Origin of the sequence: Streptomyces sp. NPDC097617 (genome assembly GCF_044761485.1) — a bacterium.
Classification (GTDB): domain Bacteria; phylum Actinomycetota; class Actinomycetes; order Streptomycetales; family Streptomycetaceae; genus Streptomyces.
The window spans coordinates 33,445-58,325 of sequence record NZ_JBIWCL010000022.1 but is presented as its reverse complement, the minus strand read 5'-3'; the positions used below and the strand labels follow the sequence as shown (position 1 = coordinate 58,325).

The 24,881-nt window shown below is 73.0% G+C and carries 27 protein-coding genes; 11 read left to right on the top strand and 16 right to left on the bottom strand.

All coding sequences use genetic code 11. The annotated features are described in order from the left end of the window. Window positions 1-59: 59 nt before the first annotated feature. Window positions 60-1,139, top strand: coding sequence for a Zn-dependent alcohol dehydrogenase (locus ACIQZO_RS29295; protein WP_403631791.1), 1,080 nt, complete (start codon window positions 60-62; stop codon window positions 1,137-1,139). On the opposite strand, the gene ACIQZO_RS29290 is transcribed toward ACIQZO_RS29295, so the two are convergent. Further along, on the bottom strand, window positions 1,136-1,363 hold the full coding sequence (locus tag ACIQZO_RS29290; protein ID WP_403631603.1) for a hypothetical protein: 228 nt from the start codon (window positions 1,361-1,363) through the stop codon (window positions 1,136-1,138). The two genes, ACIQZO_RS29295 and ACIQZO_RS29290, sit on opposite strands and share 4 nt — an antisense overlap. A 90-nt stretch (window positions 1,364-1,453) precedes the next feature. After that, window positions 1,454-2,104: a TetR/AcrR family transcriptional regulator gene (locus tag ACIQZO_RS29285; RefSeq protein WP_398677041.1), complete on the bottom strand. Its 651-nt coding sequence runs from the start codon at window positions 2,102-2,104 to the stop codon at window positions 1,454-1,456. 68 nt (window positions 2,105-2,172) lie between these two features. On the opposite strand from ACIQZO_RS29285, the gene ACIQZO_RS29280 reads away from it, so the two are divergent. The 3 genes from ACIQZO_RS29280 to ACIQZO_RS29270 all read left to right on the top strand — a co-directional run bounded on the left by ACIQZO_RS29280 (window position 2,173) and on the right by ACIQZO_RS29270 (window position 4,437). After that, window positions 2,173-3,324: an acyl-CoA dehydrogenase family protein gene (locus tag ACIQZO_RS29280; protein ID WP_403631602.1), complete on the top strand. Its 1,152-nt coding sequence runs from the start codon at window positions 2,173-2,175 to the stop codon at window positions 3,322-3,324. A 69-nt stretch (window positions 3,325-3,393) separates the two neighbouring features. Further along, window positions 3,394-3,681, top strand: a complete 288-nt coding sequence (locus tag ACIQZO_RS29275; RefSeq protein WP_189973689.1) for a YiaA/YiaB family inner membrane protein — start codon at window positions 3,394-3,396, stop codon at window positions 3,679-3,681. Between the two features lie 120 nt (window positions 3,682-3,801). Continuing rightward, window positions 3,802-4,437 carry a TetR/AcrR family transcriptional regulator gene (locus ACIQZO_RS29270; protein ID WP_403631601.1) on the top strand — a complete coding sequence of 212 codons (636 nt, stop codon included), beginning with the start codon at window positions 3,802-3,804 and terminating at the stop codon, window positions 4,435-4,437. Between the two features lie 12 nt (window positions 4,438-4,449). Here ACIQZO_RS29270 and ACIQZO_RS29265 read toward each other — a convergent pair whose 3' ends face one another. After that, window positions 4,450-4,911 carry a MaoC family dehydratase gene (locus ACIQZO_RS29265; protein ID WP_403631600.1) on the bottom strand — a complete coding sequence of 154 codons (462 nt, stop codon included), beginning with the start codon at window positions 4,909-4,911 and terminating at the stop codon, window positions 4,450-4,452. Window positions 4,912-5,017: 106 nt separating this feature from the next. Here ACIQZO_RS29265 and soxR point away from each other — a divergent pair, with 106 nt between their 5' ends. Next, window positions 5,018-5,461 (top strand): redox-sensitive transcriptional activator SoxR, encoded by a 444-nt coding sequence (gene soxR, locus ACIQZO_RS29260; protein ID WP_403631599.1) that lies wholly within the window; start codon window positions 5,018-5,020, stop codon window positions 5,459-5,461. Here soxR and ACIQZO_RS29255 read toward each other — a convergent pair. The 4 genes from ACIQZO_RS29255 to ACIQZO_RS29240 all read right to left on the bottom strand — a co-directional run bounded on the left by ACIQZO_RS29255 (window position 5,442) and on the right by ACIQZO_RS29240 (window position 9,590). Continuing rightward, window positions 5,442-6,218 (bottom strand): 3-keto-5-aminohexanoate cleavage protein, encoded by a 777-nt coding sequence (locus ACIQZO_RS29255; protein WP_403631598.1) that lies wholly within the window; start codon window positions 6,216-6,218, stop codon window positions 5,442-5,444. The genes soxR and ACIQZO_RS29255 overlap by 20 nt on opposite strands. Further along, complete coding sequence (locus ACIQZO_RS29250; protein ID WP_403631597.1) at window positions 6,215-6,796, bottom strand: hypothetical protein; 582 nt, start codon at window positions 6,794-6,796, stop codon at window positions 6,215-6,217. Before ACIQZO_RS29250 ends, ACIQZO_RS29255 begins: the two co-directional genes overlap by 4 nt. A gap of 95 nt (window positions 6,797-6,891) precedes the next feature. Beyond that, entirely contained in the window at window positions 6,892-8,220 is a 1,329-nt protein-coding gene (locus ACIQZO_RS29245; RefSeq protein ID WP_403631596.1) for a serine-threonine protein kinase, read from the bottom strand. A gap of 83 nt (window positions 8,221-8,303) precedes the next feature. Next, the gene (locus tag ACIQZO_RS29240) at window positions 8,304-9,590 is read right to left on the bottom strand and encodes an exo-beta-N-acetylmuramidase NamZ domain-containing protein (protein ID WP_403631595.1); all 1,287 of its coding nucleotides are present in this window, start codon (window positions 9,588-9,590) and stop codon (window positions 8,304-8,306) included. Window positions 9,591-9,685: 95 nt separating this feature from the next. Between ACIQZO_RS29240 and ACIQZO_RS29235 the strand changes: the two genes are divergently transcribed. The 3 genes from ACIQZO_RS29235 (at window position 9,686) to ACIQZO_RS29225 (ending at window position 13,007) form a co-directional block, all read left to right on the top strand. Further along, a complete protein-coding gene (locus ACIQZO_RS29235; RefSeq protein ID WP_403631594.1) occupies window positions 9,686-10,450 on the top strand; it encodes an SDR family oxidoreductase in 765 nt (254 codons plus the stop codon). A 20-nt stretch (window positions 10,451-10,470) separates the two neighbouring features. Beyond that, entirely contained in the window at window positions 10,471-12,333 is a 1,863-nt protein-coding gene (locus tag ACIQZO_RS29230; protein WP_403631788.1) for a class I adenylate-forming enzyme family protein, read from the top strand. 68 nt (window positions 12,334-12,401) lie between these two features. Then, the gene (locus ACIQZO_RS29225; protein ID WP_403631593.1) at window positions 12,402-13,007 is read left to right on the top strand and encodes a TetR/AcrR family transcriptional regulator; all 606 of its coding nucleotides are present in this window, start codon (window positions 12,402-12,404) and stop codon (window positions 13,005-13,007) included. A 176-nt stretch (window positions 13,008-13,183) separates the two neighbouring features. Here ACIQZO_RS29225 and ACIQZO_RS29220 read toward each other — a convergent pair whose 3' ends face one another. The 8 genes from ACIQZO_RS29220 to ACIQZO_RS29185 form a co-directional block, all read right to left on the bottom strand. Next, window positions 13,184-14,383: a S8 family serine peptidase gene (locus tag ACIQZO_RS29220; protein ID WP_403631592.1), complete on the bottom strand. Its 1,200-nt coding sequence runs from the start codon at window positions 14,381-14,383 to the stop codon at window positions 13,184-13,186. Between the two features lie 189 nt (window positions 14,384-14,572). Continuing rightward, window positions 14,573-15,823, bottom strand: coding sequence for an acyl-CoA dehydrogenase family protein (locus tag ACIQZO_RS29215; protein ID WP_403631591.1), 1,251 nt, complete (start codon window positions 15,821-15,823; stop codon window positions 14,573-14,575). A gap of 11 nt (window positions 15,824-15,834) precedes the next feature. Beyond that, window positions 15,835-16,902 (bottom strand): phosphotransferase family protein, encoded by a 1,068-nt coding sequence (locus ACIQZO_RS29210; RefSeq protein ID WP_403631590.1) that lies wholly within the window; start codon window positions 16,900-16,902, stop codon window positions 15,835-15,837. 174 nt (window positions 16,903-17,076) lie between these two features. Next, window positions 17,077-17,988: an MBL fold metallo-hydrolase gene (locus tag ACIQZO_RS29205; protein WP_403631589.1), complete on the bottom strand. Its 912-nt coding sequence runs from the start codon at window positions 17,986-17,988 to the stop codon at window positions 17,077-17,079. Window positions 17,989-18,085: 97 nt separating this feature from the next. After that, window positions 18,086-18,382, bottom strand: coding sequence for a hypothetical protein (locus ACIQZO_RS29200; protein WP_403631588.1), 297 nt, complete (start codon window positions 18,380-18,382; stop codon window positions 18,086-18,088). A gap of 108 nt (window positions 18,383-18,490) precedes the next feature. Beyond that, window positions 18,491-18,808, bottom strand: coding sequence for a DUF202 domain-containing protein (locus ACIQZO_RS29195; RefSeq protein ID WP_403631587.1), 318 nt, complete (start codon window positions 18,806-18,808; stop codon window positions 18,491-18,493). Further along, complete coding sequence (locus ACIQZO_RS29190; RefSeq protein WP_403631586.1) at window positions 18,805-19,203, bottom strand: YidH family protein; 399 nt, start codon at window positions 19,201-19,203, stop codon at window positions 18,805-18,807. Before ACIQZO_RS29190 ends, ACIQZO_RS29195 begins: the two co-directional genes overlap by 4 nt. A 9-nt stretch (window positions 19,204-19,212) precedes the next feature. Next, window positions 19,213-19,743: an NUDIX hydrolase gene (locus tag ACIQZO_RS29185; protein ID WP_403631585.1), complete on the bottom strand. Its 531-nt coding sequence runs from the start codon at window positions 19,741-19,743 to the stop codon at window positions 19,213-19,215. A gap of 76 nt (window positions 19,744-19,819) precedes the next feature. On the opposite strand from ACIQZO_RS29185, the gene ACIQZO_RS29180 reads away from it, so the two are divergent. Continuing rightward, a complete protein-coding gene (locus ACIQZO_RS29180) occupies window positions 19,820-21,475 on the top strand; it encodes an FAD-binding dehydrogenase (protein WP_403631584.1) in 1,656 nt (551 codons plus the stop codon). 107 nt (window positions 21,476-21,582) lie between these two features. Here the strand turns inward: ACIQZO_RS29180 and ACIQZO_RS29175 are convergent, their stop codons facing one another. After that, window positions 21,583-22,008, bottom strand: coding sequence for an ASCH domain-containing protein (locus ACIQZO_RS29175; RefSeq protein WP_403631583.1), 426 nt, complete (start codon window positions 22,006-22,008; stop codon window positions 21,583-21,585). Window positions 22,009-22,271: 263 nt separating this feature from the next. Between ACIQZO_RS29175 and ACIQZO_RS29170 the strand changes: the two genes are divergently transcribed. Further along, complete coding sequence (locus tag ACIQZO_RS29170; RefSeq protein WP_403631582.1) at window positions 22,272-23,219, top strand: hypothetical protein; 948 nt, start codon at window positions 22,272-22,274, stop codon at window positions 23,217-23,219. 63 nt (window positions 23,220-23,282) lie between these two features. After that, on the top strand, window positions 23,283-24,854 hold the full coding sequence (locus ACIQZO_RS29165) for an APC family permease (protein ID WP_403631581.1): 1,572 nt from the start codon (window positions 23,283-23,285) through the stop codon (window positions 24,852-24,854). The last annotated feature ends 27 nt before the right edge of the window (window positions 24,855-24,881 follow it).

Sequence of the window (24,881 nt, the reverse complement as noted above, 5' to 3'; positions counted from 1 at the left end):
CCCGATCGCTTGCGAGCCCCGCCGCACCCGCCCAGTACCGGAAAGACGAGATGACGACCATGGTCCGCGCCGCCGTCCTGCCCGCCGTCGGAGCCCCGCTGGAGATACGGGACATCGTGCTTCCGAATCCCGGCCCCGGGCAGGTCCGGGTACGGCTCGCCGCCGCCGGGGTGTGCCACTCCGACCTTTCCCTGACCAACGGCACCATGCGGGTCCCCGTACCGGCCGTCCTCGGCCACGAGGGCGCGGGCACGGTCCTCGCGGTGGGGGAGGGCGTCACCCACGTCGCCCCCGGCGACGGCGTGGTGCTCAACTGGGCCCCGTCCTGCGGAGCGTGTCACCACTGCACGATCGGCGAGGTCTGGCTCTGCGCCACCGCGCTCGCCGGGGTCGGCGCGGTCCACGCCCACGACGCGCAGGGCACTGCACTGCACCCCGGGCTGAATGTGGCCGCCTTCGCAGAGGAGACCGTCGTCGCGGCCCACTGCGTGCTGCCCGCCCCCGACGGGATCCCGCTCGCCGAGGCCGCCCTCCTCGGCTGCGCCGTCCTCACCGGATACGGGGCCGTTCGGCACAGCGCCCAGGTCCGCCCCGGCGAGTCGGTGGCCGTCTTCGGAGTCGGTGGGGTCGGCCTCGCCGCCCTGCAGGCCGCCCGGATCGCGCAGGCGGGCCCGGTCGTCGCCGTCGACGTGTCCCCGGCCAAGGAAGAACTGGCGCGCGCGGCCGGGGCCACCGAGTTCGTCGTCGCCTCCGACACCACCGCCAAGCAGATCCGCGCGCTGACCGGCGGGCAGGGCGCGGACGTCGCAGTCGAGTGCGTCGGCCGGGCGGAGACCATCCGCGGAGCCTGGGAGTCGACCCGCCGCGGCGGCCGCACCACGGTCGTCGGCATCGGCGGCAAGGACCAGCAGGTCACCTTCCACGCCCTGGAGATCTTCCACTTCGCCCGCACCCTCACCGGCTGCGTCTACGGCAACAGCGATCCCGCCCGCGACCTCCCGGTGATCGCCGAGCACATCCGCGCCGGCCGCCTCGACCTCGGCGCCCTGGTCACCGACCGCATCACCCTGGACGACATCCCGGCGGCCTTCGACGCCATGCTCGCGGGCAAGGGCGGCCGCTCGCTCGTCGTCTTCTAGGGCGAGTCCTGGCCCTGTCCGAGGCGGCCGCCCGCCGTCGTGCGCCGCCCCCGGTGCCGGCGGGCGTCGTACAGGGACCAGTAGCCGTGCCCGTCGGCGGGGTACCCGTGGCCGAGCCGGTCCAACGCCTCGTCGCCCCGCGCGTCATCGAGCAGGACGAGGGCCCGTACCGCCTCGATCTGCATCTCGATCGACGCCCCGTGGCGCTGCAGGGCATCGACCATCGGGTAGGTGCCCGGCCGCCTGCAGGAGTGCGCGCGCCCGCACCACGTCGCCGGCTCGCACCGCGGTGATCAACTCGGTGTCCGTGTGCGTTACGCCGTTCCCTTCAACGCCTCGTACTGGAGGGCCAGCCCGTCCAGCAGCGCCGCCAGGCCCGTCTCGAAGGCGCCCTCGTCCACCTCGCGCCCGCGCTCCGCCAGCAGGTGGGCCTGGCCCAGGTGCGGGTAGTCCGCCGGGTCGTATGCCGCCCGGTCGTCCACGAAACCCCGGGCGAAGGAGGCCACCGCCGAACCCAGGATGAAGTACCGCATCAGCGCGCCGATCCTGGTCGCCTGCGCCGGTGACCATCCGGCCTCCGTCATCGCCCCGAACACCGCGTCCGCCAGCCGCAGTCCGGCCGGCCGGCGGCCCGGCCCGCGCGCCAGTACCGGCACGATGTTGGGGTGGTCCGCCAGCGCGTCCCGGTACGAGTGGGCCCACGCGTGCAGGGCCCCGCGCCAGTCCTGGCCGCCGTCGAACATCGACAGGTCGACCCGCGCGCTCACCGAGTCCGCCACCGCGTCCAGGATCTCGTCCTTGGTGCGGAAGTGGTTGTAGAGCGAGGGCCCGCTGACCCCGAGCGCGGCCGCCAGCCGTCGCGTCGACACCGCCTCCAGCCCCTCGGCGTCCACCAGGGCGCCGGCCGCCTCGACGATGCGGTCCCGGCTGAGAAGGGGCTTGCGCGGTCTGGCCATGCGCCACATAGTAGGGCCTGCCCGCCATAAACTACCGGTGCTAGTTAAAGGCGCCGAACCCGCCCCGGAGGTGCCCGGTGAACATGGAGCTGAGCGAGGAGCAGACCGCCGTCCGCCGGCTCGCCCGCGAGTTCACCGAGCGCGAGGTCGTCCCGTACGCCGCCGAATGGGACCGCGCCGAGAGCGTGGACCGGGGCATCGTGAAGAAGCTGGGCGCGCTCGGCTTCCTCGGCCTGACCGTCCCCGAGGAGTACGGCGGCTCCGGCGGCGACCACCTCGCCTACGTCCTGGTCACCGAGGAGCTCGGACGCGGCGACTCCGCCGTGCGCGGGATCGTCTCCGTCTCCCTCGGCCTGGTCGCCAAAACCATCGCCGCCTGGGGCACCGAGGAGCAGAAGCGCGCCTGGCTGCCCCGCCTGTGCTCCGGCGACGCGCTCGGCTGCTTCGGACTGACCGAGCCCGGCACCGGCTCCGACGCCGGCAGCCTCACCACCCGCGCCGTGCGCGACGGGGACGCGTACGTCCTGGACGGCACCAAGATGTTCATCACCAACGGCACCTGGGCCGATGTGGTGCTGCTCTTCGCCCGCACCGGCGGCGAGCCCGGCCACCGCGGAGTCTCCGCCTTCCTCGTCCCCACCGGCACCCCGGGCCTGACCCGCCGCGAGATCCACGGCAAACTCGGCCTGCGCGGCCAGGCCACCGCCGAACTCGTCCTCGACGGAGTCCGCGTGCCCGCCTCCGCGATGCTGGGCCCGCAGGGCAAGGGCTTCTCGGTCGCCATGTCCGCCCTCGCCAAGGGCCGGATGTCGGTCGCCGCCGGCTGCGTCGGCATCGCACAGGCAGCCCTGGATGCGGCGCTCTCGTACGCTGCCCAGCGCGAGCAGTTCGGCAAGCCGATAGCCCACCACCAGCTGGTCCAGGAGCTCATTGCCGACATCTCGGTCGACGTGGACGCCGCCCGGCTGCTGACCTGGCGGGTCGCCGACCTGATCGACCGCGGGCAGCCCTTCGCCACCGAGTCCTCCACTGCCAAGCTCTTCGCCTCCGAGGCCGCCGTGCGCGCCGCGAGCAACGCCCTCCAGGTGCACGGCGGGTACGGCTACATCGACGAGTACCCGGCGGGCAAGCTGCTGCGCGATGCCCGCGTGATGACCTTGTACGAGGGCACCAGTCAGATCCAGAAGCTGCTCATCGGCCGCGCCCGCACCGGGGTTTCGGCCTTCTGAGACAGGCTGAGTACCCGCATGAGTATGTGTGCGGATGTGCTCCGCGGCGGTCCGCCCGATGCTCGAACCATGAACGAGACACCGGTCAAGCAGCAGAGCACGGGGGCGTACTACGGCCAGGCCGTCGCCTCCTTCGGCATCGCCATCGGCGCCGTGGCCGTGGGGATCTACAACCTGGAGGTGGACGGCTGGGTCCGGGCCTTTCTCGGCATCGCGGTCCTCTACCTCACCACCTCGGCCTTCACCCTCGCCAAGGTCGTCCGCGACCGCCAGGAGGTCACCCAGATCGTCAGCCGGGTGGATCAGGCCCGGATGGAGAAGATCATGGCTGAGTACGACCCCTTCGCGCCGAAGTAGCCGGGTCGACGGGTGCGCGTGTCGGGCGCGCCCGTCGCGCGCCTCGCGCCCGACAGTGCTAAGCGCTTGCTCACCTTCCGGTAGGGTGTTCACTTCCACACGGTGAAGGGTGAGTGAGCGATGGGCAGCGCGGAGGATACGGTCGACGGCTACCGGCCGTGGTCCGAGGTCACCCCCGACGCCGCGCGGCGGCTGCTCGTCGCGGCCGTGGAAGCGTTCGCCGAGCGTGGGTACCACGCCACCACCACACGTGACATCGCGGGCCGTGCCGGTATGAGCCCGGCCGCGCTGTACATCCACTACAAGACCAAGGAAGAGCTGCTCCACCGGATCAGCCGGATCGGCCACGACAAGGCGCTGGAGATCCTGACCACCGCCGCCGACGGCCCCGGCCGCCCCGCCGACCGGCTCGACGCCGCCGTGCGGTCCTTCGTGCGGTGGCACGCGGCGCACCACACCACCGCGCGCGTGGTCCAGTACGAGCTCGACGCCCTCGCGCCGGAGCACCGCTCCGAGATCGTGGCGCTGCGCCGGCTGAGCGATGCCGCCGTGCGCCGCATCCTCGCCGACGGGGTGGCCTCGGGGGAGTTCGACGTCCCCGACGTGCCGGGTACCACGCTCGCCGTACTGTCGCTGTGCATCGACGTGGCCCGCTGGTTCAGCGTCGCCGGGCAGCGCACGCCCGACGAGGTCGGCGGACTCTACGCCGACCTCGTGCTCCGCATGGTGGCCGCGCGGCCGACCCCCGCGCCGTAGCCCGTAGGGGCTTCAGAAGTAGTAACGCGACACCGACTCCGCCACGCACACCGGCTTGTCGCCGCCCTCCCGCTCGACCGTGACCACGGCCGTGACCTGTACGCCGCCGCCCGCCTCCGTGACCTCCGTGATCACCGCGGTGGCGCGCAGCCGTGAACCGACCGGGACCGGCGCCGGGAAACGCACCTTGTCCGTCCCGTAGTTGAGGCCCATCCGCATGCCCTCGACCCGCATGATCTGCGGTACCAGGCTGGGCAGCAGGGACAGCGTCAGATAGCCGTGCGCGATGGTGGAGCCGAAGGGTCCGCCCGCCGCGCGCTCCGGGTCCACATGGATCCACTGGTGATCGCCGGTGGCGTCGGCGAAGAGGTCGATCCGCTTCTGGTCCACCTCCAGCCACTCGCTGGGGCCGAGCGGTTCGCCGATCCCGGCGTGCAGCTCCTCGGCGGACGTGAAGACCTTCGGCTCGGCCATGCCCTGTTCCTGTCTCTCGCGGACGACTGACGGACGAATAAGCGCTTGCTCAGCATGCTGGGGCCCGCATGCGTATGTCAACGGACCTCCGACTACGCTCGACCGGGTGCCGCAGATTCCCGAGAAAATTCACGAACTCACCGTCGGCCAGCTGTCCGCCCGCAGCGGTGCGGCCGTCTCCGCGCTCCACTTCTACGAGGCCAAGGGCCTGATCAGCAGCCGCCGCACCTCCGGCAATCAGCGCCGCTACACCCGCGACGCCCTGCGCCGGGTGGCCTTCGTCCGCGCCGCCCAGCGCGTGGGCATCCCGCTCGCCAGCATCCGTGAGGCGCTGGCCCAACTGCCCGAGGAGCGCACCCCCAACCGCGAGGACTGGGCCCGCCTCTCCGAGGCCTGGCGCGCCGAACTCGACGAGCGCATCACCCGGCTCGGCCGCCTGCGCGACCACCTGACGGACTGCATCGGCTGCGGCTGCCTCTCGATGGAGACCTGCGCGCTGTCCAACCCGGACGACGTCTTCGGCGAGCGCCTCACCGGCTCGCGGCTGTAGCCGCCGTCCGCGCCACCAGGCCCCGGGCCGCCGCCACCAGTTCGGCGTTCGACCGCGCCGGTCGCCCGTCCGGCAGCCGCGTCACATCGCCCACGCCGGTGCGCGCGCCCGTGCCGCACCGAGCGGCCAGCCGCAGCACCGGCCAGGCGGCCGCGTCCCGCCCGTGGAGCAGCACCGGCACCGGCGGCAGCCCGCGCAGCCCCGCCACCAGGGCCGGATCGGCCGCAGCGAGCTCGGCCGAGAGCCGGACCCGCCCGGGCTCGCGCACCGGCCACGCCAGGAACCGGGCCAGCGGATCCGGCCCGGCCGCACCGCCCAACGCCACCACCGCGTCCACGGCGACGCCCCGCGCGAGCAGGGCGTCGGCCAGCTCGGCGGCTCCCGGCTGCCCGAAGTCCACCGCGGCCCGGTCCGGCAGCACCGTCCACGAGGCCACCCGCTCCAGCCGCCCCGCCGGATCGGGCTCGGCCGCGATGCTCGCCGACACCGAGAGTGCTACGCCGACCCCCGTGCGCCGCAGCACTTCCAGCACCGGCCCGACCACCCGCGGCGAGAGGCTTTCCCGCCCGCACGGGGTGCGCGGGTGCACCAGTACCTCCCCGGCTCCGGCGGCGACAGCGGCCAGGGCCGAATCCGCCAGCGCCTGCGGCGACAGCGGGACGGCCGGGCCGTCGGCGGCGCTCCGCGAGCCGTTCACCGACACCGACACCGACACGGACGTGGACGTGGACGTGGATTTCGACGCCTGGGCCCTCATGCGGCTCCCGCCGTCGGGACGTCCGCCAGGGCCGGTCTGGGCACCACGATCCCGCAGCCCGCACACACCGGCCCGTCCCAGGCCAGCGCACCCGCCCAGGGGCCGACCGGGGCCACCGCCGGCCAGTGCAGTTCGATGTCCCCGCAGACCGGGCACGCCGTCCCCGGCTCCGACTCCAGCGCCCGCACGAGCCTGCGCAGCACCTCGCCCAGCGTCCCCTCCGGGCGCACCCCCGGATCCGCGCACCGCACCACCGCGTCCCCGCTCCCTCCCCACGCCCACTCCGGGCGGCGCAGGCCGTGGTGCTTCTCGCGCCGGCGCCGTTCCGCGAACTGCCGTTCGTACTCGAGCCAGACCGCCCGCGCGTCCTCCAGCTCCTCCAGTGCGGCGACCAGCCGCAGCGGATCGGCTCCCCGGTCCTCGGGGGCGATCCCGTGCCGGTCGCACAGGTGCCACCACGTGGCCCGGTGCCCGTACGGCGCGAACCGCTCGAGGCAGCGGCGCAGCGAGTGGCGCCGCAAAGCCCGGTCATTGCGCGCGTCGCGCACCTGGTAGGCCAGACTCCGGAATCCCGCCATCACACCATCACCTCCGCCGATGTGCCCAACATGCCCGGTCGGAGGCGGGCGCATGCGGGGGCGGTCGAGGCGTGCGGGTGGCACATGGCCAGAAGTCAGCGCCCCATGCGCCCCGCGGACACCACCACCCGTGCCAGTTCCTCGTGGCAGATGTCGCTGTGCGCCCCCGACGGGGCACCGCCGCGCCGCACCACGGAGCCCGCGTCCACACTGACGCAACCGGTCGCCGGCACCCCCTGGCGCAGGACGGTGTCGAGGCTCAGCCGGGGCGCGCCCGGGACCGCCTGGACCCCGTCGTGACCGATGGCGCCCCACCGCTCGTCGAAACCCAGCAGTCCGGCCGAATCCCCTGCCATCCGGGAGGCCAGCGGGTAGAAGACCTTGAGGGCCGAGTCGTGCGGGGAATGGCAGGCGACCACCGGCCCGTCGACCCGGCGCTGGAGGCCGCGCAGGGAGCCGCCGCTGTTCTTGTCGTGCGGCAGCCGGTCGGCGAATGCGTAGTGGGAGAAGGCCCCCTGGAGCAGGGTCACGGACTTCACGTACCGGGCCCGGTCCGGCACCGCGCGCAGCGAGAAGGACACCACCCGCGCCCCGAAGCTGTGCCCGATGAGGTGGAACCGCAGCGCCGGGCGGGCGGCCGCCAGTTCCGTCAGCACCGGGCCGAGTCCGCGCTCGCCCACCACCCCCGCCCGCTTCTTCATCTTGTAGTAGGCCGCCTGCCGCAGCAGCTCCTTGGCCCCGCCCCACAGGCCGCGCAGCCCGCCGCCGATGCTGAGGCCCGGACCGCCGGTGTCCACCGGGGCCGGTGCGCCCGCCCGGATCAGGGCGACGGACAGGGCCCGGCACACCTCCAGCACATCGTCCGTGAAGATCGCCGGCACCGACGGGGCGATCACGGCCGGGACCGCGTCCACCCCCGCCAACTCGCGCACGAGGGCGCCGAACTCGATGAAGGCGGCCGCCGAGTCGGGCCGCTCCTCCAGCAGTTCCGCCACCCGGTCCAACTCGGACCGCCGATCGGGCCAGAACTCCCCGAGCGCCCGGCGGGTGATCGGGTCAAGCGCCGTACCGGGGCCGGGGCCGGGTGCCGTGAGTACGCCGGGTGCGTCGAAGTCGGGTATCGGCTCGTCGGAGAACCGCATCGCGGGCCAGACGACACCCACGTACCCCAGGCGCACCCCTGACCCCACCAGCCCCGGGAAGGGGGCGAAGAACCGGTCGTAGAGCCGCGTCGCCGTGGACCGGTCGCTGTTCCAGCCGTGCGCGAAGACGAGTATGTCCGTGGCCTCCATCCGGGCCACCGTCCCCTGCGTGGCCCGGTCGACGTCCCCTTCGGAGTCGAAGGTCAGCTCCGCGTACGGCCCGACCTCGATCCCGGCCCCGATCCCGGCCCCGAGCCGCATCCCGCCGCCGATGTCCGCCATGACGTCCCCCTCCACGCCGTGCCTCCGGTGCAGTCAGCATCCTGCGGCGGCGCCCGTGCGGCCAGCCCCCTGACGCGGTCGGCTCACGGGTAGAGCAGGTACTGCTCGCGCACCACCCCGAAGCGCGCCAGTCCAGCCGCCCAGTCGCCTACCACCTCGTCCACGTCCGCGCCCGCGTCCACGAGCGTCCGCACCCGGTCCGAGCCGGTCAGCCGGTCGATCCAGTGGTCCGCGCGCCAGCCGAAGCCGCTCCAGACCCGCCGCGCCGTGATCAGCAGCCCGATCCCGGTCCGTACCGGGTCGAAGGCCGCCCGGTCGTGCACGATCAGCCGGACCCCGCCGCACACCTTCCCCACGTGCTTGGAGAAGCTCGGTGTGAAGTACGCCTCCCGGAACCACACCCCGGGCAGCCCCAGTCCGTTCGCCGCCTCCGCCCACCGCCGGTCGATGCCCTCGGCCCCCAGCACTTCGAAGGGCGTGGTGGTCCCGCGCCCCTCGGACAGGTTCGTCCCCTCGAACAGGCAGGTACCGGCGTACGTGAGGGCCGTGTCCGGAGTCGGCATGTTCGGGCTCGGCGGCATCCACGGCAGCCCCGTCTCCCCGAAGAACGACTCGCGCCGCCACCCGGACAGGGGCACCGTCCGCAGCCGGACCGGCTTGTCCGCCAGGAACTCGCCGTTGAAGAGCCGGGCCAGTTCGGCCGCCGTCATCCCGTGCGCGAGCGCGATCGGCTCCCGGCCGACGAAGCTCGCGTACGGCCGCTCCAGTACGGGCCCCGCGGCCCGTCGGCCGCCCACCGGATTGGGCCGGTCCAGCACCACCACCGCCTTGCCGGCGAGCGCGGCCGCGCGCATGCAGTCGTAGAGGGTCCAGATGTAGGTGTAGAAGCGGGCCCCGACGTCCTGGATGTCGAAGACGACGGTGTCGATCCCGGCCGCCGTGAAGACGTCGGCGAGCTGCTGTCCGCTCCGGCCGTACGTGTCGTACACCGGCAGCCCGGTCGCCGGGTCCCGGGACGCCCCCTCGGACCCGCCCGCCTGCGCCGTCCCGCGGAACCCGTGCTCGGGTCCGAACACCGCGACCAGGTCGACCCGTTCGTCCGAGTGCAGTACGTCGACCAGGTGCCGCGCGTCCGCCGTGATCCCGGTGGGGTTGGTGACCACTGCGACCTTCTCCCCGGCCAGTGCCGCGTACCCGTCCGCGGCCAGCCGCTCGAAACCGGTACGCACCCGGCCGGCCGCTCCGGGGGCTTCACGGGCCCCGAGGGCCTCACGGGTCCCGGTGGCCCCGGCGCTCCCCGACGCCCCCAGGGCGCCCCCCGACCCGATGGCCCCCGCCAGCCCCAGCACCCCGCGTCGCGACAGCGTCATCCGGCCACGCTACGAGCCGCGCCCCTTTCCTCCGGACATACCGACTGGTTAGTCTGCCCACCATCCGGCATCCGGCCGCACGAGAGGTGGACCGCGTGAGCGCGTACCAGGACCAGCGAGTCGTCGTCACCGGCGCGGGCGGCGGCATCGGCGCCGCCCTCGCGCACCGCTTCGCGGCCGAGGGCGCCACGGTGGTGGTCAACGACCTCGACCCGGCCAAGGCCGCCGCCGTCGCGGGGAGCATCGGCGTGCGGGCGATCCCGGTGCCGGGCGACGCCTCGGCCGTCGTGGCCGAGGCCCGCGAGGCCCTCGGCGGGACGGTCGACGTCTACTGCGCCAACGCCGGGCTCGCCTCGGGCGGCGACGCCTTCGCCGACGAGGCCGTCTGGGAGGCGGCCTGGGACACCAACGTCATGGCTCACGTGCGCGCCGCCAGGCTGCTGCTGCCGGACTGGCTGGAGCGGGGGAGCGGCCGCTTCGTGTCCACGGTCTCGGCCGCCGGGCTGCTGACCATGATCGGAGCGGCCCCGTACAGTGTCACCAAGCACGGTGCGCTCGCCTTCGCCGAATGGCTCTCGCTGACCTACCGCCACCGCGGCGTCGAGGTCCACGCCATCTGCCCGCAAGGGGTGCGCACCGACATGCTGACCGCCGCGGGCTCGGCGGGCGAACTCGTTCTCGCGCCGACCGCGATCGAGCCGGAAGCGGTCGCGGACGCGCTGTTCGACGGTATGGAGAAGGGCCGATTCTTGATCCTGCCGCACCCCGAGGTCGCCGACTTCTACGCCGCCCGCGCCACCGAGCCGGACCGCTGGCTGAGCGGCATGAACCACCTCCAGCGGAAGTGGGAGACCCGGTGACCCGCTCCCGGGCCACCGGGATCGCGCAGGCCGCGCAGGCCGCGCAGGCCGCGCAGGCCGCGCAGGCCGCCCCGGCTTCCCGGTACGCCGCGAAGCCCTGGCTCGGGCGGCTCACCGAGACCCAGCGGGCGCCCGTCGACCCGGCGCCCACTGTGCTGCACGCCTTCCGGGAGGCCGTCGCCCGGGCCCCCGAGTGCACCGCGCTGGCCTACTTCGACGGCCGGATCGGCTACGCGGAGGCCGACGCACTCTCCGACTCCGTCGCCGCCCACCTCGCGGAGCACGGCGTGCGCCGCGGGGACCGGGTCGCGGTCATGCTGCAGAACACCCCGCACTTTGTGCTCGCCGTCCTCGCCGCCTGGAAGGCCGGGGCCGTCGTCGTCCCGCTCAACCCCATGTACAAGTCAGGCGAAGTCGGGCACATCCTGCGCGACTCCGGGGCCGTCGCGCTGGTCTGCGAAGGCCGCGCCTGGACGGCGTACCTGCGCGAGGCCGCGCGGGACAGCGCCGTGCGGACCGTACTGACCGCGTCGGACCTGGACTTCCAGACGCGCGACGACCCGCGCGTCTTCGGCCCGGTGCCAGGACCGGCGCAGGTGCCAGGGCCAGGGCCGGTGACGGTGCCCCGGACGGTGCCGGACCCTGCCGCGGCCCCCGCCCGCCCGTTCGTGCCCGCCCAGGCGCAAGCGCCGGACGCGGTGCCCGGCCCGAGGCTCTCTGCCGGCCCGGCCACCGCCGAAGCCGCCGCTGCCGGCCCGGGCGCCGCCGACTTCGTCACCGTGGCCCGCAGCGGGCGATCCGCGCCGGACGGCCCGCACCTCACCGCCGCCGACACCGCCCTGATCAGCTACACCTCCGGGACCAGCGGCACCCCCAAGGGCGCGATGAACCAGCACGGCGCGCTCACGTACAACGCCGTCCGGCAGGTCACCTCCCACCCCCTTCCGGAGGGCGCCGGCTACTTCGCCCTCGCACCCCTCTTCCACATCACCGGCATGGTCTGCGAGCTCGCCGCCTGCTTCACCAACGCCGGCACCCTGGTCCTCGCCCACCGCTTCGACGCGGGCGCCGTCCTCGACGCCTTCCTCGAGCACCGCCCCGCCCACACCGTCGGCCCGGCCACCGCCTTCATGGCCCTCGCCGCCCACCCCGGGGTCACGCCCGACCACTTCGCCTCGTTCCAGGTGATCTCCTCCGGTGGCGCCCCGCTCCCGCCCGCCCTCGTCGAGCGCCTGCGCACGGCTTTCGGCTTCTACCTCCGCAACGGCTACGGGCTCACCGAGTGCACCGCCCCCTGCGCCAGCGTGCCCGTGCACCTCGAAGCTCCCGTCGACCTCGCCTCCGGCACCCTCTCCGTGGGTCTGCCCGGCGCCGACACGACCGTCCGCATCCTCGACGAGCGGGGCGCCGAGGTGCCCTTCGGGGAGACCGGCGAGATAGCAGTCCGCGGCCCCCAGGTGGTGCCCGGCTACTGGGGCCTGCCCGCCGACACGGCCAAGGCCTTCCCGGACGGCGAACTGCGCACCGGGGACGTCGGATTCATGGACCCGGACGGCTGGCTCTACGTCGTCGACCGCAAGAAGGACATGATCAACGCCTCCGGCTTCAAGGTCTGGCCGCGGGAGGTCGAGGACGTGCTGTACACCCATCCCGCCGTCCGTGAGGCCGCCGTGGTCGGCGTCCCGGACGCGTACCGCGGGGAGAGCGTGAAGGCGTATGTGAGCCTGCGTCCCGGTGCCTCGGTGAAGCCGGAGGAACTGTCCGCGTACTGCGCCGAGCGCATCGCCGCGTACAAATACCCGCGCCAGGTCGAGATCCTGCCTGTTCTTCCGAAGACGACCAGTGGCAAGATCCTGCGACGGGAACTGCGCGATCGCGGCTGAAAACATTCGGACGGTCGTACAGCTGGTCCTCGTGACCAGGCAGGAATCAGGAAGGGAAGGTCAGCGCCATGGCGGCCAGGACCACGGAACCAGCAGGCACGCACGAAGCCCCGGTACCGCAGCGGCTGCTGGCCGTCGCCACCCGGCTCTTCGCCGAGCGCGGCTACGACCGCACCTCGGTCCAGGAGATCGTCGAGGCGGCCGGCGTCACGAAGGGCGCGCTCTACCACTACTTCGGGTCCAAGGACGACCTGCTGCACGAGGTGTACGCGCGGATGCTGCGGCTCCAGCAGCAGCGCCTGGACGCGGTGGCCGACTCCGACGCGCCCGTCGAGGAGCGGTTGCGCGCCGCGGCCGCCGACGTGGTCGTCACCACCATCGAGAACCTCGACGACGCGATGATCTTCTTTCGGTCGATGCACCAGCTCAGCCCGGAGAAGTTCAAGCAGGTACGGGCGGAGCGGCGGCGCTACCACGAGCGCTTCCGGGCGCTGGTCGAGGAGGGTCAGCGTACGGGGGTGTTCTCCAGTGCCACCCCCGCGGACCTGGTGGTGGACTACCACTTCGGGTCCGTCCACCACCTGTCCACCTGGTACCGGGAGGACGGCCCGCTCACGCCGCAGCAGGTCGCCGACCACCTCGCCGACCTGCTGCTGCGCGCACTGCGTCCGTAGCCCGCCCACCGCCGGGCCCTGGGCGGTCCGCCGCCCCGGCAGTCCCTCCGGGAGCCGTCGGCGCCCGCCTCGGAGCCGACGAGCGCGGAGTCATGCGAACGGGGCCCTCCCGTCGTACGGATCCCCCCAGGTCCGTACGACGAGAGGGCCCCTCGGGACGCCTCGGGAGCCGACCGCTACGGGGCGACCTTCAGCAGCTTGTTCGCCGTGCCCGCCGACGGGTTGGTGATGGCACCGGAGGTGGCGGCCCCCGTCAGCCCCGCGGCCGTCTGCGCCGGAGTCGAGTCCGGGTGCGCGGCCAGGTAGAGCGCCGCAGCGCCCACCACGTGCGGGGTGGCCATGGACGTGCCGGAGATGGTCTTCGTCCCCGTGTCACTGTCGTTCCAGGAGGACGTGATGTCCGAGCCCGGCGCGTACAGGTCCACCACGGAGCCGAAGTTGGAGAACGAGGACTGCTCGTCGTCGATCGTGCTGGACGCCACCGTGATGGCCTCCGGAACCCGGGACGGCGAGCCCTGACCGGCGTCGGCCGACTCGTTGCCCGCTGCCACGGCGAAGGTGACGCCGGAGGCGATGGCCCGGCGCACCGCTTCGTCGAGGGCCTCGTCGGCGCCGCCGCCCAGGCTCATGTTGGCCACCGAGGGGCCCTTGTGGTTCTGCGTGACCCAGTCGATGCCGGCGACGACCTGCTCGGTGGTGCCCGAGCCGTTGTCGTCGAGCACCCGCACCGCGACGATCTTCGCCTTCTTGGCGACGCCGTGCTCGGTGCCCGCGATGGTGCCGGCCACGTGGGTGCCGTGGCCGTTGCCGTCGTCGGCGCTCTCGTCGTTGTCGATGGCGTCGAAGCCGGACGTGGCGCGGCCGCCGAAGTCCTTGTGGGTGGTGCGGACGCCGGTGTCGATGACGTAGGCCGTCACCCCCTCGCCGCCGCCGTCGGGGTAGTTGTACTTCTTGTCGCCCGCCTGGGCGGTCTGGTCGATCCGGTCCAGCCCCCATGACGGCGGGTTGGGCTGGGAGGCCTTGATGGTGAACTTCTTGTTCTGCACGACCTTGCCGACGGCCGGGTCCGCGGCCAGCCGCTTGGCCTCGGTCTCGCTCAGGCCGTCGGCCGAGAAGCCGTTGACCCCGGAGCCGTAGGAGCGCTTCAGCTCGCCGCCGTACTTGCGGGCGAGCTGTTCCTTGTTCGCGGATGCGTCGAGTATGACGACGTAGCTACCGCTGATCGCGCCGGGTGCGCCGAGGCCGTACACGGTGCCTTCGGCCGGTGCAGCAGCCCCCGCGAAGGGGGAGGCGAGCAGGGTCACCGCAGCAGCTGCGGCTGCTCCCGTGCCGACTGCCGCGTACCGGAATCCGCGCGAGCGCTTGTGAGTTGCCATCTGGAGGGTACTCCTCGTGTTGACGTTGGGGGCGTCAGACCTTCTGGAGAACCCTGTTCCGATTGACAGGCGCAAATCAAGAACACCTTGGGGTTGAGGGCTTATTCAACAAGGTTTCTTAAAGGGTCCCCCGCATCGCCTTCACCCCGCACATTGGTTCTCGCGAACTCCTGCACGATTCCCACACGTTCACGGTCGACCGGCCGCGTACCGCTTCAACTCCCGCCGCGCCAAAGACCGCTGGTGCACCTCGTCGGGCCCGTCGGCCAGCCGCAGGGTCCGCGCCGCCGCCCACAGCTCGGCCAGCGGGAAGTCCTGGCTCACTCCGCCCGCGCCGTGCAACTGCACCGCGTCGTCGAGGATCCGCACCACCGCGCGCGGGGTCGCGATCTTGATGGCCTGGATCTCGGTGTGCGCGCCCCGGTTCCCGACCGTGTCCATCAGCCAGGCCGTCTTGAGCACCAGCAGCCGCAGCTGCTCCACCGTGACCCGGGCATCGGCGATCCAGTTCTGTACGACGCCCTGGGCGGCCAGCGGCTTACCGAAGGCGGTACGTTCCACCGCGCGCCGGCACATCAGCTCGATGGCCCGCTCCGCCATCCCGATCAGCCGCATGCAGTGGTGGATGCGGCCCGGGCCGAGCCGGGCCTGGGCGATGGCGAAGCCGCCGCCCTCCTCGCCGATCAGGTTCGCCGCCGGGACCCGGGCCCCGTCGAAGACGACCTCGGCGTGGCCGCCGTGGTCGTGGTCCTCGTACCCGTACACCGTCATCGCGCGGCGCACCTCGACACCCGGGGTGTCGCGCGGCACCAGGATCATCGACTGCTGACGGCGCGGATCGGCACCCTCCGGGTCGGTCTTGCCCATCACGATGAAGATCTTGCAGTCCGGGTTCATCGCTCCCGAGATGAACCACTTGCGGCCGGTGACCACGTACGCGTCGCCGTCCGCCGAGCGCTCGATCCGCGTCTCGATGTTCGTGGCGTCCGAGGAGGCCACCTCGGGCTCGGTCATCGCGAACGCGGACCGGATCTCCCCGGCCAGCAGGGGCTCCAGCCACTGCTTCTTCTGCTCTTCGTTCCCGAACTGGGCGAGCAGCTCCATGTTTCCGGTGTCCGGGGCGGCGCAGTTGGTGGCCATCGGAGCCAGGTGCGGGCTGCGGCCGGTGATCTCGGCGAGCGGCGCGTACTGGAGGTTGGTCAGCCCCGCGCCCTGCTCGGCGCCGGGAAGGCTGTGCTGGTCCACGTAGAAGAGGTTCCACAGGCCCTGGCGGCGCGCCTCGGCCTTCAGTTCGCCGAAGACGGCCGGAGTGTCCCAGGGCGAGGCCAGCCGTGCGCGCTGCTCGGCGGCGACGGGCTCCGCCGGGTAGACGTACTCCTGCATGAACGCGAGCAGCCGCTCGCGGAGTTCCTCGGTCCGGGGGTCGAATGCGAAATCCATGGGTGAGTGCCTCAGCCTTCCTGGTGGTCCTGGTCCTGGTCCTGGTCCTGGCGGTCCTGGAGCGTGGTCAGTCCGTGCTCGATGAAGACCGGGACCAGCTCGCCGATCCGGTCGAAGCCCGCCCCGACGGTCTGCCCCAGCGTGTAGCGGTAGTGGATGCCCTCGAGGATCACGGCGAGCTTGAACCAGGCGAAGGCCGTGTACCAGGCGATCGCGCCGGTGTCCCGGCCGGAACGGGCGGCGTACCGCTCGACGAGCTCGGCCGGCGTCGGATGGCCCGGAGCCCCGCTCGTCGTGCTGACCGGCGATCCGCTCAGACCCAGGTCCGAGCTGTACATCACGAGCAGTCCGAGGTCGGTCAGCGGATCCCCGAGCGTGGACATCTCCCAGTCCAGCACCGCCCGGATCGTGTCGTCAGGCCCGCCGATCAGCACGTTGTCGAGCCGGAAGTCCCCGTGCACCACGGTCGGGGCGGGGGATTCGGGCAGCCTGCGGCCGAGCGCGCCGTGCAGCTCGTCGATCCCGGCGAGCTCCCGGCCCCGGGAGGCGGCGAGCTGCTTGGCCCAGCGCCGCAGCTGCCGGTCGAGGAAGCCCTCCGGCCGGCCGAAGTCGCCCAGGCCCACCGCCTCCGGGTCCACCGCGTGCAGGTCGACCAGGGTGTCCACCAGGCCCAGCACCGCCCGCCGGGTCCGCTCCGGGCCGAGCGCGGCGAGCTGCTCGGCCGTCCGGTAAGGCACCCCGTCCACGTACTCCATGACGTAGAACGGCGAGCCGAGCACGGACTCGTCCTCGCACAGCAGCACCGGCTCCGGCACCGGAACGGCCGTGCCGTGCAACGCCTCGATCACCCGGTGCTCGCGCCGCATGTCGTGCGCGGTGGCCAGTACGTGGCCCAGGGGCGGTCGGCGGACCACCCAGCGGGCGGTCCCGTCCGTGATCTCGTACGTGAGATTGGACCGGCCGCCCTCGATGAGCCGGCCGCGCAGCGTTCCGGAGACGAGTCCCGGCCGGGCCCGGTCGAGATGACCGCGCAGTCGCTCCAGATCCAGGCCGCGTGGGTCGGCCGGGGCTGAGGTCATGGTGCGCACCTCCGTGCGAGTCGACGAGGGGAAGAGCGGCGGTGCGTCGGAGCACCGTCGCGAGCCATCATGCCGACCAGTCGGTATGTCGTCCAGAGTGCGGGCGGAAAGAAGCCCTTCCGGAGCCCTTCCGGCGCCCCTGCGGAGCCCTTGGGGCCCTTCCGCCCGGCCGCCTCAGGCGTGGCAGAGGATCGGTGTCCCGCCGTTCATGACCGTCATGTCCGTCAGGACCGCCAGGATGTCCAGGGGCGCCCCCTCGGGCTTCCCGGCCAGTTCCGCGTACGCCCGGTGCACGTTGGCGACGAGCCGCTCGCTCTCGCGCCAGGCGGCGAACTCGCCGAGATCGGCCTGCTGGGCCACCTCCAGCGGGGACAGCCCCTTCGTCCGCCCCTCCCGGGCGAGCTCGGCCACGTACCGCAAGTAGCGCTCGGTGGCGTCGTAGGCCGAGGGGTCGGTCAGTGGCCCGTGGCCCGGCACGACGGTCTCCGCGTCCAGCGAGCGCAGCAGTTCCAGCGCCCGCAGCGAGCCGGCGAGGGAGCCCATCGCCAGGAACGGGGTGCCGCCGGCGAAGACCAGGTCGCCGGTGAACACCACCCGCTGCGCGGGCAGCCACACCACCGAGTCGCCGGTGGTGTGCGCGACACCCGGGTGGACGACCCGTACCTCGATCGTGCCGACGTGCAGGGTCGCCCGGTCGCTGTAGGTGAGGTCCGGCGGGACGATGTCGATCGCGCCGAAGTCCGTGGCGGGCCAGATCATCTCCAGCTGGTGCCCGGCGGCGAGCTGCTCGGACCGCGCGTTGTCGTGCCCGAGGATCAGCGCCTCGGGGACGAAGACGCCGTTGCCGTAGGTGTGGTCGCCGTGGTGGTGGGTGTTGACCACGGTGCGGGGGAGCGGCACCCCGGCCGCCACGACCGCGTCGCGCAGCGCCAGGGCCCGCCGCTCGGTGGCGGCGGTGTCGACGAGCAGGGTGCGGCCCCCGTCGCTCACGAACCCCGCGTTGTTGAGGCACCAGCCGCCGTCCGGCTGGACGTAGGCGTGCACCCCCTGCGCGGGCTGGACGAGGTAGGGCTCTTCGACGGACATCTGCGCTCTCCCCGGGTCGCTGTGACGAACGGTCAGCATCCTGCCAGCCGTCGCAGCGCCGGGGGAGGGTGGGTGCCGCTCCCGGCCGGACCCTCAGTCAGTGGTCGTCGTAGTGCCCGTCGTGCTCCGCGTGCCGGTGTCCGTCGTGCAGGTAGTCCACGTGGTCGCCGTGCCGGACCGACTCGTGTCCGCAGCCCGTGCCGTGCGCGTGCGCGTGGCCGTCGTGCGCCGTGTGCCCGCCGGGCTCGCACTCGTCCCAGTGGCCCGAGTGCTCCCGGTGGAGATGGCCGTCGTGGGCGTAGTCGACGTGGTCGCCGTGCGAGACCGCCTGGTGGCCGCAGTCCGCGCCGTGCGTGTGCTGGTGCGTGGGATGTTCGTGGTGCAGGGTCGTCATGGCGCCGAGGTTAGTGTGGATTGTCGGGTATCGCCCGTTGTGTCGCAGTGGCGCGGCGAAGCGCGATCATCACACCGGCGGAGCGCGCCGAGCGCGCCCACCGGCGGATCAGAGGATGACCGCCATCGCGAACACCGCCAGCGCCGCCGTGCACGCCACCGTCGCCAGCGCGGCCCGCGGTGCCAGTTGCCGCGGCCGGCCGGCCGCCAGCTCCCGGATCCGCCGGTGCGCCACCCACAGGAAGGCCAGCCAGATCAGCGCGATGACCGCCGCCCCGGTGACCTCCACCGGCGAGCCGGACCCGCGCAGGGCCTGGCGCAGCGCCAGCACCGCCACGACCGAGCAGGCCAGCGTCGTACGCCGCCACGCGAGCCGCGTCCGCTCGGGCTGCAGTCCGGCGTCCCGATCCGGGGCCGCGGCGCTCACTTCCCCGTCGTCCAGCCGAGCAGTACGACCACCACCATCGCCACCGCGACCAGCCCCACGCCCAGGCTCAGCAGCACCGGGAACCGCGACAGAGGCAGATCCTCGCCCCGCCGCATCGCCCGCTCGCACCGCACCCAGTGGTTCACCGCCCGCAGCGCGCAGGCGGCGCCCACCGCGAGCAGCGTGAGGGCCATTCCGACCCGCACCCCCCAGCGCAGGTCCGGAAGGAACTGGTCGACGGCGAATCCGCCGCCCACCAGGGCCAGCGAGGTCCGGATCCAGGCGAGGAAGGTCCGTTCGTTGGCCAGCGAGAACCGGTAGTCGGGGGTCTCGCCCTCGTCCCTCAGCCGCGAGGGTGCGAACCAGAGGCGCACGTCCTTGACGAAGTCGATCACCCGACAAACCTACTGGCGGAACTCCGGACGCGCGCGCAGCCGCCGGTACGCTTCCAGCCCGTCCGGCACCCAGGCCCACTCCCCGCCCTCCACCCGCAGCTCCAGTTCCTCCTGCGTGAGGTAGGTGTGCCAGTCGACCTCCGAGACCTGCGGGTTCACCGGCAGGTCGCAGCGCACCTCGTGCACGTACGACCACCAGGCCCCGCCCGGACCCTCGTACAGGAACTTGAACAGCGGCGTCGGCTGCGCCAGCCCCCGGACGCCCAGCTCCTCCTCGGCCTCGCGCAGCGCGGCCCCCGCGTAGCTCTCGCCGGCGCCCAGCACCCCGCCCACGAACATGTCGTAGTGCGAGGGGAACACCAGCTTCGAGGCGGTCCGCCGGTGCACGAAGACCCGCCCGCGCGCGTCCACGGCCCGCACGAACACGCAGCGGTGGATCAGCCCCCGCGCGTACACCTCGCCCCGCAGGGCCTGCCCGAGGACCCGGTCGTCCCGGTCCACCACGTCCAGTACTTCATCAGCGGCGCTCACACAGGTCATCCAACCACCGCTGTTGACTGGTTACCGCTCCGTAGCCAAGGATCTGCCCCACCATCGACGGAGGACGGGTAGCCGCATGACGTACGACGCAGACGTGATCGTGATCGGGGCCGGGCTCGCGGGGCTCGTGGCCACCGCCGAGCTCGTCGACGCGGGCCGCAAGGTCATCCTGCTCGACCAGGAGCCGGAGCAGTCGATCGGCGGCCAGGCGCACTGGTCCTTCGGCGGGCTGTTCTTCGTGGACTCGCCCGAGCAGCGCCGGATGCGGATCAAGGACAGTCACGAGCTCGCCCGCCAGGACTGGCGGGGCACCGCCGGATTCGACCGCGAGGAGGACGCCTGGCCGCGCCGCTGGGCCGAGGCCTACGTGGACTTCGCGGCCGGCGAGAAGCGCTCCTGGCTGCACGCGCAGGGCGTCCGCTTCTTCCCCGTCGTCGGCTGGGCCGAGCGCGGCGGCTACGACGCCAACGGCCACGGGAACTCCGTCCCCCGCTTCCACATCACCTGGGGCACCGGCCCCGGCCTGGTGGAGCCCTTCGAGCGGCGGGTGCGGGCCGGCGTGGCCCGCGGCCTGGTCCGGTTCGCGTTCCGCCACCGCGTCACCGGGCTCTCCGCCACGGCCGGCGCGCTGGACACCGTGACGGGCGAGATCCTGGAACCCTCCGACGCCGTACGGGGCTCCGCCAGCAGCCGCGAGGCCACCGGGACCTTCTCCCTGCGGGCCCAGGCCGTGATCGTCACCAGCGGCGGCATCGGCGGCAACCACGACCTCGTCCGCGCGCAGTGGCCCGACCGGCTCGGCACCCCGCCGCAGCGGATGCTGTCGGGGGTCCCGGCGCACGTGGACGGCCTGATGCTCGGCATCGCGGAGCGGGCGGGGGCCAGCCACATCAACAAGGACCGGATGTGGCACTACACCGAGGGCATCCAGAACTGGGATCCGATCTGGGCCGGGCACGGCATCCGCATCCTGCCCGGCCCCTCCCCGCTGTGGCTGGACGCGACGGGCAAGCGGCTGCCCGTGCCGCTCTTCCCGGGCTTCGACACCCTCGGCACCCTCGACCACATCATGAAGACCGGCCACGACCACACCTGGTTCGTGCTCAACGAACGCATCATCGGCAAGGAGTTCGCCCTCTCCGGCTCCGAGCAGAATCCGGACCTCACGGGCAAGTCGATCCGCGACGTCTTCACCCGCGCGCGCCAGGCGGTACCGGCCCCCGTCAGGGCCTTCATGGACAACGGTGCTGACTTCGTCGTCGAGCGCGACCTGTCGGCGCTGGTCCGCGGGATGAACGCGGTGACCAAGGAGGACCTCCTCGACGAGGCCACGGTCCGCGGCGAGATCGTGGCCCGCGACCGGGAGATCGCCAACCCCTTCACCAAGGACCTCCAGGTCACGGCCATCCACGGCGCCCGCAGGTACCTCGGTGACAAGCTGATCCGCACGGCCGCCCCGCACCGGATCCTCGACCCCAAGGCCGGGCCCCTGATCGCGGTACGGCTCTCGATCCTGACCCGCAAGTCCCTGGGCGGCCTGGAGACCGACCTCTCCTCCCGCGTCCTGGACGGCTCCGGCGAACCGCTGCCGGGCGTGTACGCGGCGGGCGAGGCGGCCGGGTTCGGCGGCGGCGGGGTGCACGGCTACCGGGCCCTGGAGGGCACCTTCCTCGGCGGGTGCATCTTCTCGGGCCGGGCGGCGGGCCGCGCCGCCGCGCGGGCCGTGGGCTGACGGAGCCGTCGGCCGGCGGGGCCGTGGATTGACGGGGCCGTCGGCCGGCCGGGTCGCGGCCCGGCGGGGCCCGCGTCCTCGTCGGGGCCCGCGTCCTCGACGGACCGTCAGGCCAGCCGTTCGGTGACCCGGAACCGCTCGGCGATGACGAGGGTGTCGTCGTCGACCGTGAACCCCGGGTCACCGATCACCCCGCGCACCGGATCGCTGTGCCAGAACCCCTCGTGTGCCGTACGCCATTCGGCCACCGACGCGTACCCCTCGCCCTCGTCGAGGGCGTGCTGCAGCCCGATGTCCCCGAGCCGCAGCACCTCCACGGCGGTCACCTCCACCACCGCCACCCCGCGCTCCGCGGAGTCGACCAGCAGCGACCGGGCGCCGGGCTCCGGCAGCGGCTCCCGCTCGGCCGCGTACTCCGCGAGCAGGCCGGTGGTGCTGGTCTTCGCCCCGCTCAGTACGGCCGCCACCAGCTGGTCGCGCAACGGCCCGGGGAAACCCAGCAGGTAGGGGGGAAGACCATCATGGGCAGTCATGCGGCCACCCTACGAGACGGCGCCGACACCTCCCGGAAGTAGCGCGTTCACCCAACTCGCACCATGGCTAAAGCAGTTGAAACCCGCCACGCAGTGGACTGGACCTTGACGCGGAGCTGGGCGTACCGCTTTGCTGTGCGTGATCACCGGCGCGCTCACCGTCGCGATCCCCCGAACCGCCCGGCCGAACCCCCGCGTGCGCACCGCGCGAGAACCGGCCACCGCTGACCACGTCCGCCCGCGCCCTGGAGGGAAACCCGCGGATGTCCCCGCCTCCGCCGCCCCTCGGCCGCGCCCGCAAGCGGGACGCCCAGCTCTTCGACCCGGCTCTGTGCGACGCCGAACTCGTCGACGTACGCTCCCAGTTCACCCAGGGCCGGTGGGCCCGGGCGCGCGCCCTGCTGGTCGGCACCGGCGATGACTGGGACCGCCGGGGCCACCGCGTCGTCGTCCTCGCCCAGACCCCGGCGGCCACCGCCTGGGCCCGCGAGTGGCTGCTCGCCGAACCGGACAGTGCCGACGCCGCGACCCTGCTCGCCTGTGCCACCGTCTTCACCGCCCTGCGTCACAAGGCCACCCCGGCGGTGGCCGAGGAAGCCTGCCGGAGGGCCGCCGCCCTGCTTCCGGCCGACCCCACGCCCTGGCTCGGGCTGCTCCTCCTCTCCCGCGCCTTCGGCGGCGAGGAGGAGTTCAGCCGCCACTTCGACCAGGTCCGGGCCCGCCACCGCGAGCACCACCACGCCCACCACCTGATGGTCGCGAAACTGGCCGAACGCGCCCTCGTCTGCGGTCAGGACCCGCTCCACGAGGTCTACGACTTCGCGTCCTGGGCCGCCGAGGAGTCCCCGGCCGACTCCCCGCTCGCCGTCCTCCCCGTCGTCGCGCACGCCGAGCGGTACCGGGTGCTGGCCGCCACCCACGGCCACTCGCCCGAGGCGGCCGCCGCCCACTGGGCCGGCCGCCGCGCCCGCCAGGTGCTGCGCTCCGCCTTCGACTGGTGGCTGGAGTGGGAGCGCGAGGACCACCCCCGCAACCGGGTCGACCTCAACTTCCTCGCCCACGCGAAACTCTGCGAGGGCCGCCCCGCCGAGGCCGCGGCGCTCTTCCACCGCATCGGCAGTCACGCCACCCGGGCCCCCTGGTCCTATCCGGACCGGGACCCGCAGAAGGCCTTCCTCGCCGCCCGCGGCGTCGCCCTCGGTACCGCCTGACCGCGCGCCGCCCCGAAAGCCCCCGCTCCGCGAACGAACCGCCCCCCCCGAAAGGACGCCGCCATGCCGACGGGCAGATCCTCCACGCTCCAAGAACCGGCCGAGATCCGTACGTACAAGGGCCAGGACCGGGCCCTGCGCGCGGGCCGCCTCGGCACCGCAGGCCTGCTCCTGTCGGTGCTCGCCGCCAGCGCGCCCCTGATGGTGGTCGCCGGTGTCATGCCCACGACATTCGGTGTCATGGGCATCGTCGGCCAGCCGCTGCTCTTCGTCATACTCGGCGCCGTCCTCGCGCTCTTCAGCGTCGGCTACGCCGAGATGAGCCGCCACGTCCACAACGCCGGCGCCTTCTACGCGTACATCGCCCGCGGCCTCGGCCCCACCGCCGGCGCGGCCGCCTCCCTCGTCGCCCTCGTCGCGTACAGCGCCATGCAGGTCGGCGTCTTCGGCATCCTCGGCTTCGAGATATCCGGCCTCTTCGCCACCTACCTGGACATCGAACTCGCCTGGTGGATACCGGCCCTGCTCGCCGTCGCCGCCACCGGCGCGCTGGGCTGGCTCAAGATCGACCTCAACGCCAAGGTCCTCGGGGTCCTCCTCCTCGTCGAGTGCCTGCTGGTCGTCGTCTTCGACATCGCCGCCCTCAGCAAGCCGGCCGCCGAAGGCCTCTCGCTCCACGCCTTCAACCCCGAGACCCTCGGCGGAGCCGGCTTCGGAACCGCCCTGTGCTTCTGCATCGCCGCGTTCGTCGGCTTCGAGCAGTCCCCGGTCTATGCCGAGGAGACCAGCAAGCCGCACATCGTCGTCTCGCGGGTGATGTTCCTCGCCGTGGGCTTCGTCGCCCTCTTCTTCGCCGTCAGCGCCTGGGCCCTCACCGTCGCCACCGGCCCCTCCGAAGTGGTGAAGGCCGCCGGCGAGGCCGGCCCCACCCTGCTCTTCCAGCTCACCGAGGCCCGCCTCGGCGCCACCTTCACCGACGTCCTGCACGTCCTCTTCGTGACCGGCATGTTCGCGGCGATGCTCAGCTTCCACAACGTGGTCGCCCGCTACGCCTTCGCCATGGGCCGCGAGGGCCTGCTCCCCGCCACCTTCGGCCGTACCAACCCCGGCACCGGCGCTCCCGCCACCGGCTCCCTCCTCCAGACCGGCGTCGCCGCCCTCGTCGTGATCGCCTTCGCCCTCAGCGAGGACAAGGCGCCCGCCGACCCCTCCCTCACGGTGCAGCTGCCCGACCCCACCACCCCCGTCCTGCACCTGTTCACCTGGATGGGCAGCGTCGGCGCGCTGGGCGTGACCCTCCTCATGGCCGCCGCATCCTTCGCCGTCATCGCTTTCTTCGTCCGCCGCGGCACCGCCGGCGCCCAGGTCTGGCGCCTCGTCGCCGCCGGCACCGCCGGTCTCGCCCTGCTCGCCATCGCCGTCTACACCGTCAAGGACTTCGGCGTCCTGGTCGGCGCCGAGAAGGGCTCCGTACTCAGTTGGGTGCTGCCCGGCATCATCGGCGCCGCCGTCGTGATCGGGCTGGTCTACGGAGCCGTGCTGCGCCGCAGCCGCCCCGAGGTGCACGCCCGTATCGGCCTGGGTAACGAGGCCTTCCGCCTCGATCAGGCGGCGGAGGGCACTCCGGGCGACTGACCTCGCTTTCCAGCTCCGACGAAGCCC

Coding starts and splice junctions, on each gene's coding strand:
- ACIQZO_RS29240 (WP_403631595.1), bottom strand. CDS start 9,590: ATGACGCTGTCGCGACGCGGGGTGCTGGGGCTGGCGGGGGCCATCGGG.
- ACIQZO_RS29275 (WP_189973689.1), top strand. CDS start 3,394: ATGAACGAGACACCGGTCAAGCAGCAGAGCACGGGGGCGTACTACGGC.
- ACIQZO_RS29265 (WP_403631600.1), bottom strand. CDS start 4,911: ATGGCCGAGCCGAAGGTCTTCACGTCCGCCGAGGAGCTGCACGCCGGG.
- ACIQZO_RS29270 (WP_403631601.1), top strand. CDS start 3,802: ATGGGCAGCGCGGAGGATACGGTCGACGGCTACCGGCCGTGGTCCGAG.
- ACIQZO_RS29295 (WP_403631791.1), top strand. CDS start 60: ATGGTCCGCGCCGCCGTCCTGCCCGCCGTCGGAGCCCCGCTGGAGATA.
- ACIQZO_RS29285 (WP_398677041.1), bottom strand. CDS start 2,104: ATGTGGCGCATGGCCAGACCGCGCAAGCCCCTTCTCAGCCGGGACCGC.
- ACIQZO_RS29205 (WP_403631589.1), bottom strand. CDS start 17,988: ATGTCCGTCGAAGAGCCCTACCTCGTCCAGCCCGCGCAGGGGGTGCAC.
- ACIQZO_RS29185 (WP_403631585.1), bottom strand. CDS start 19,743: ATGACCTGTGTGAGCGCCGCTGATGAAGTACTGGACGTGGTGGACCGG.
- ACIQZO_RS29170 (WP_403631582.1), top strand. CDS start 22,272: ATGTCCCCGCCTCCGCCGCCCCTCGGCCGCGCCCGCAAGCGGGACGCC.
- ACIQZO_RS29250 (WP_403631597.1), bottom strand. CDS start 6,796: ATGGCGGGATTCCGGAGTCTGGCCTACCAGGTGCGCGACGCGCGCAAT.
- ACIQZO_RS29200 (WP_403631588.1), bottom strand. CDS start 18,382: ATGACGACCCTGCACCACGAACATCCCACGCACCAGCACACGCACGGC.
- ACIQZO_RS29290 (WP_403631603.1), bottom strand. CDS start 1,363: ATGGTCGATGCCCTGCAGCGCCACGGGGCGTCGATCGAGATGCAGATC.
- ACIQZO_RS29165 (WP_403631581.1), top strand. CDS start 23,283: ATGCCGACGGGCAGATCCTCCACGCTCCAAGAACCGGCCGAGATCCGT.
- ACIQZO_RS29210 (WP_403631590.1), bottom strand. CDS start 16,902: ATGACCTCAGCCCCGGCCGACCCACGCGGCCTGGATCTGGAGCGACTG.
- ACIQZO_RS29215 (WP_403631591.1), bottom strand. CDS start 15,823: ATGGATTTCGCATTCGACCCCCGGACCGAGGAACTCCGCGAGCGGCTG.
- ACIQZO_RS29175 (WP_403631583.1), bottom strand. CDS start 22,008: ATGACTGCCCATGATGGTCTTCCCCCCTACCTGCTGGGTTTCCCCGGG.
- ACIQZO_RS29225 (WP_403631593.1), top strand. CDS start 12,402: ATGGCGGCCAGGACCACGGAACCAGCAGGCACGCACGAAGCCCCGGTA.
- ACIQZO_RS29220 (WP_403631592.1), bottom strand. CDS start 14,383: ATGGCAACTCACAAGCGCTCGCGCGGATTCCGGTACGCGGCAGTCGGC.
- ACIQZO_RS29180 (WP_403631584.1), top strand. CDS start 19,820: ATGACGTACGACGCAGACGTGATCGTGATCGGGGCCGGGCTCGCGGGG.
- ACIQZO_RS29245 (WP_403631596.1), bottom strand. CDS start 8,220: ATGGCGGACATCGGCGGCGGGATGCGGCTCGGGGCCGGGATCGGGGCC.
- ACIQZO_RS29255 (WP_403631598.1), bottom strand. CDS start 6,218: ATGAGGGCCCAGGCGTCGAAATCCACGTCCACGTCCACGTCCGTGTCG.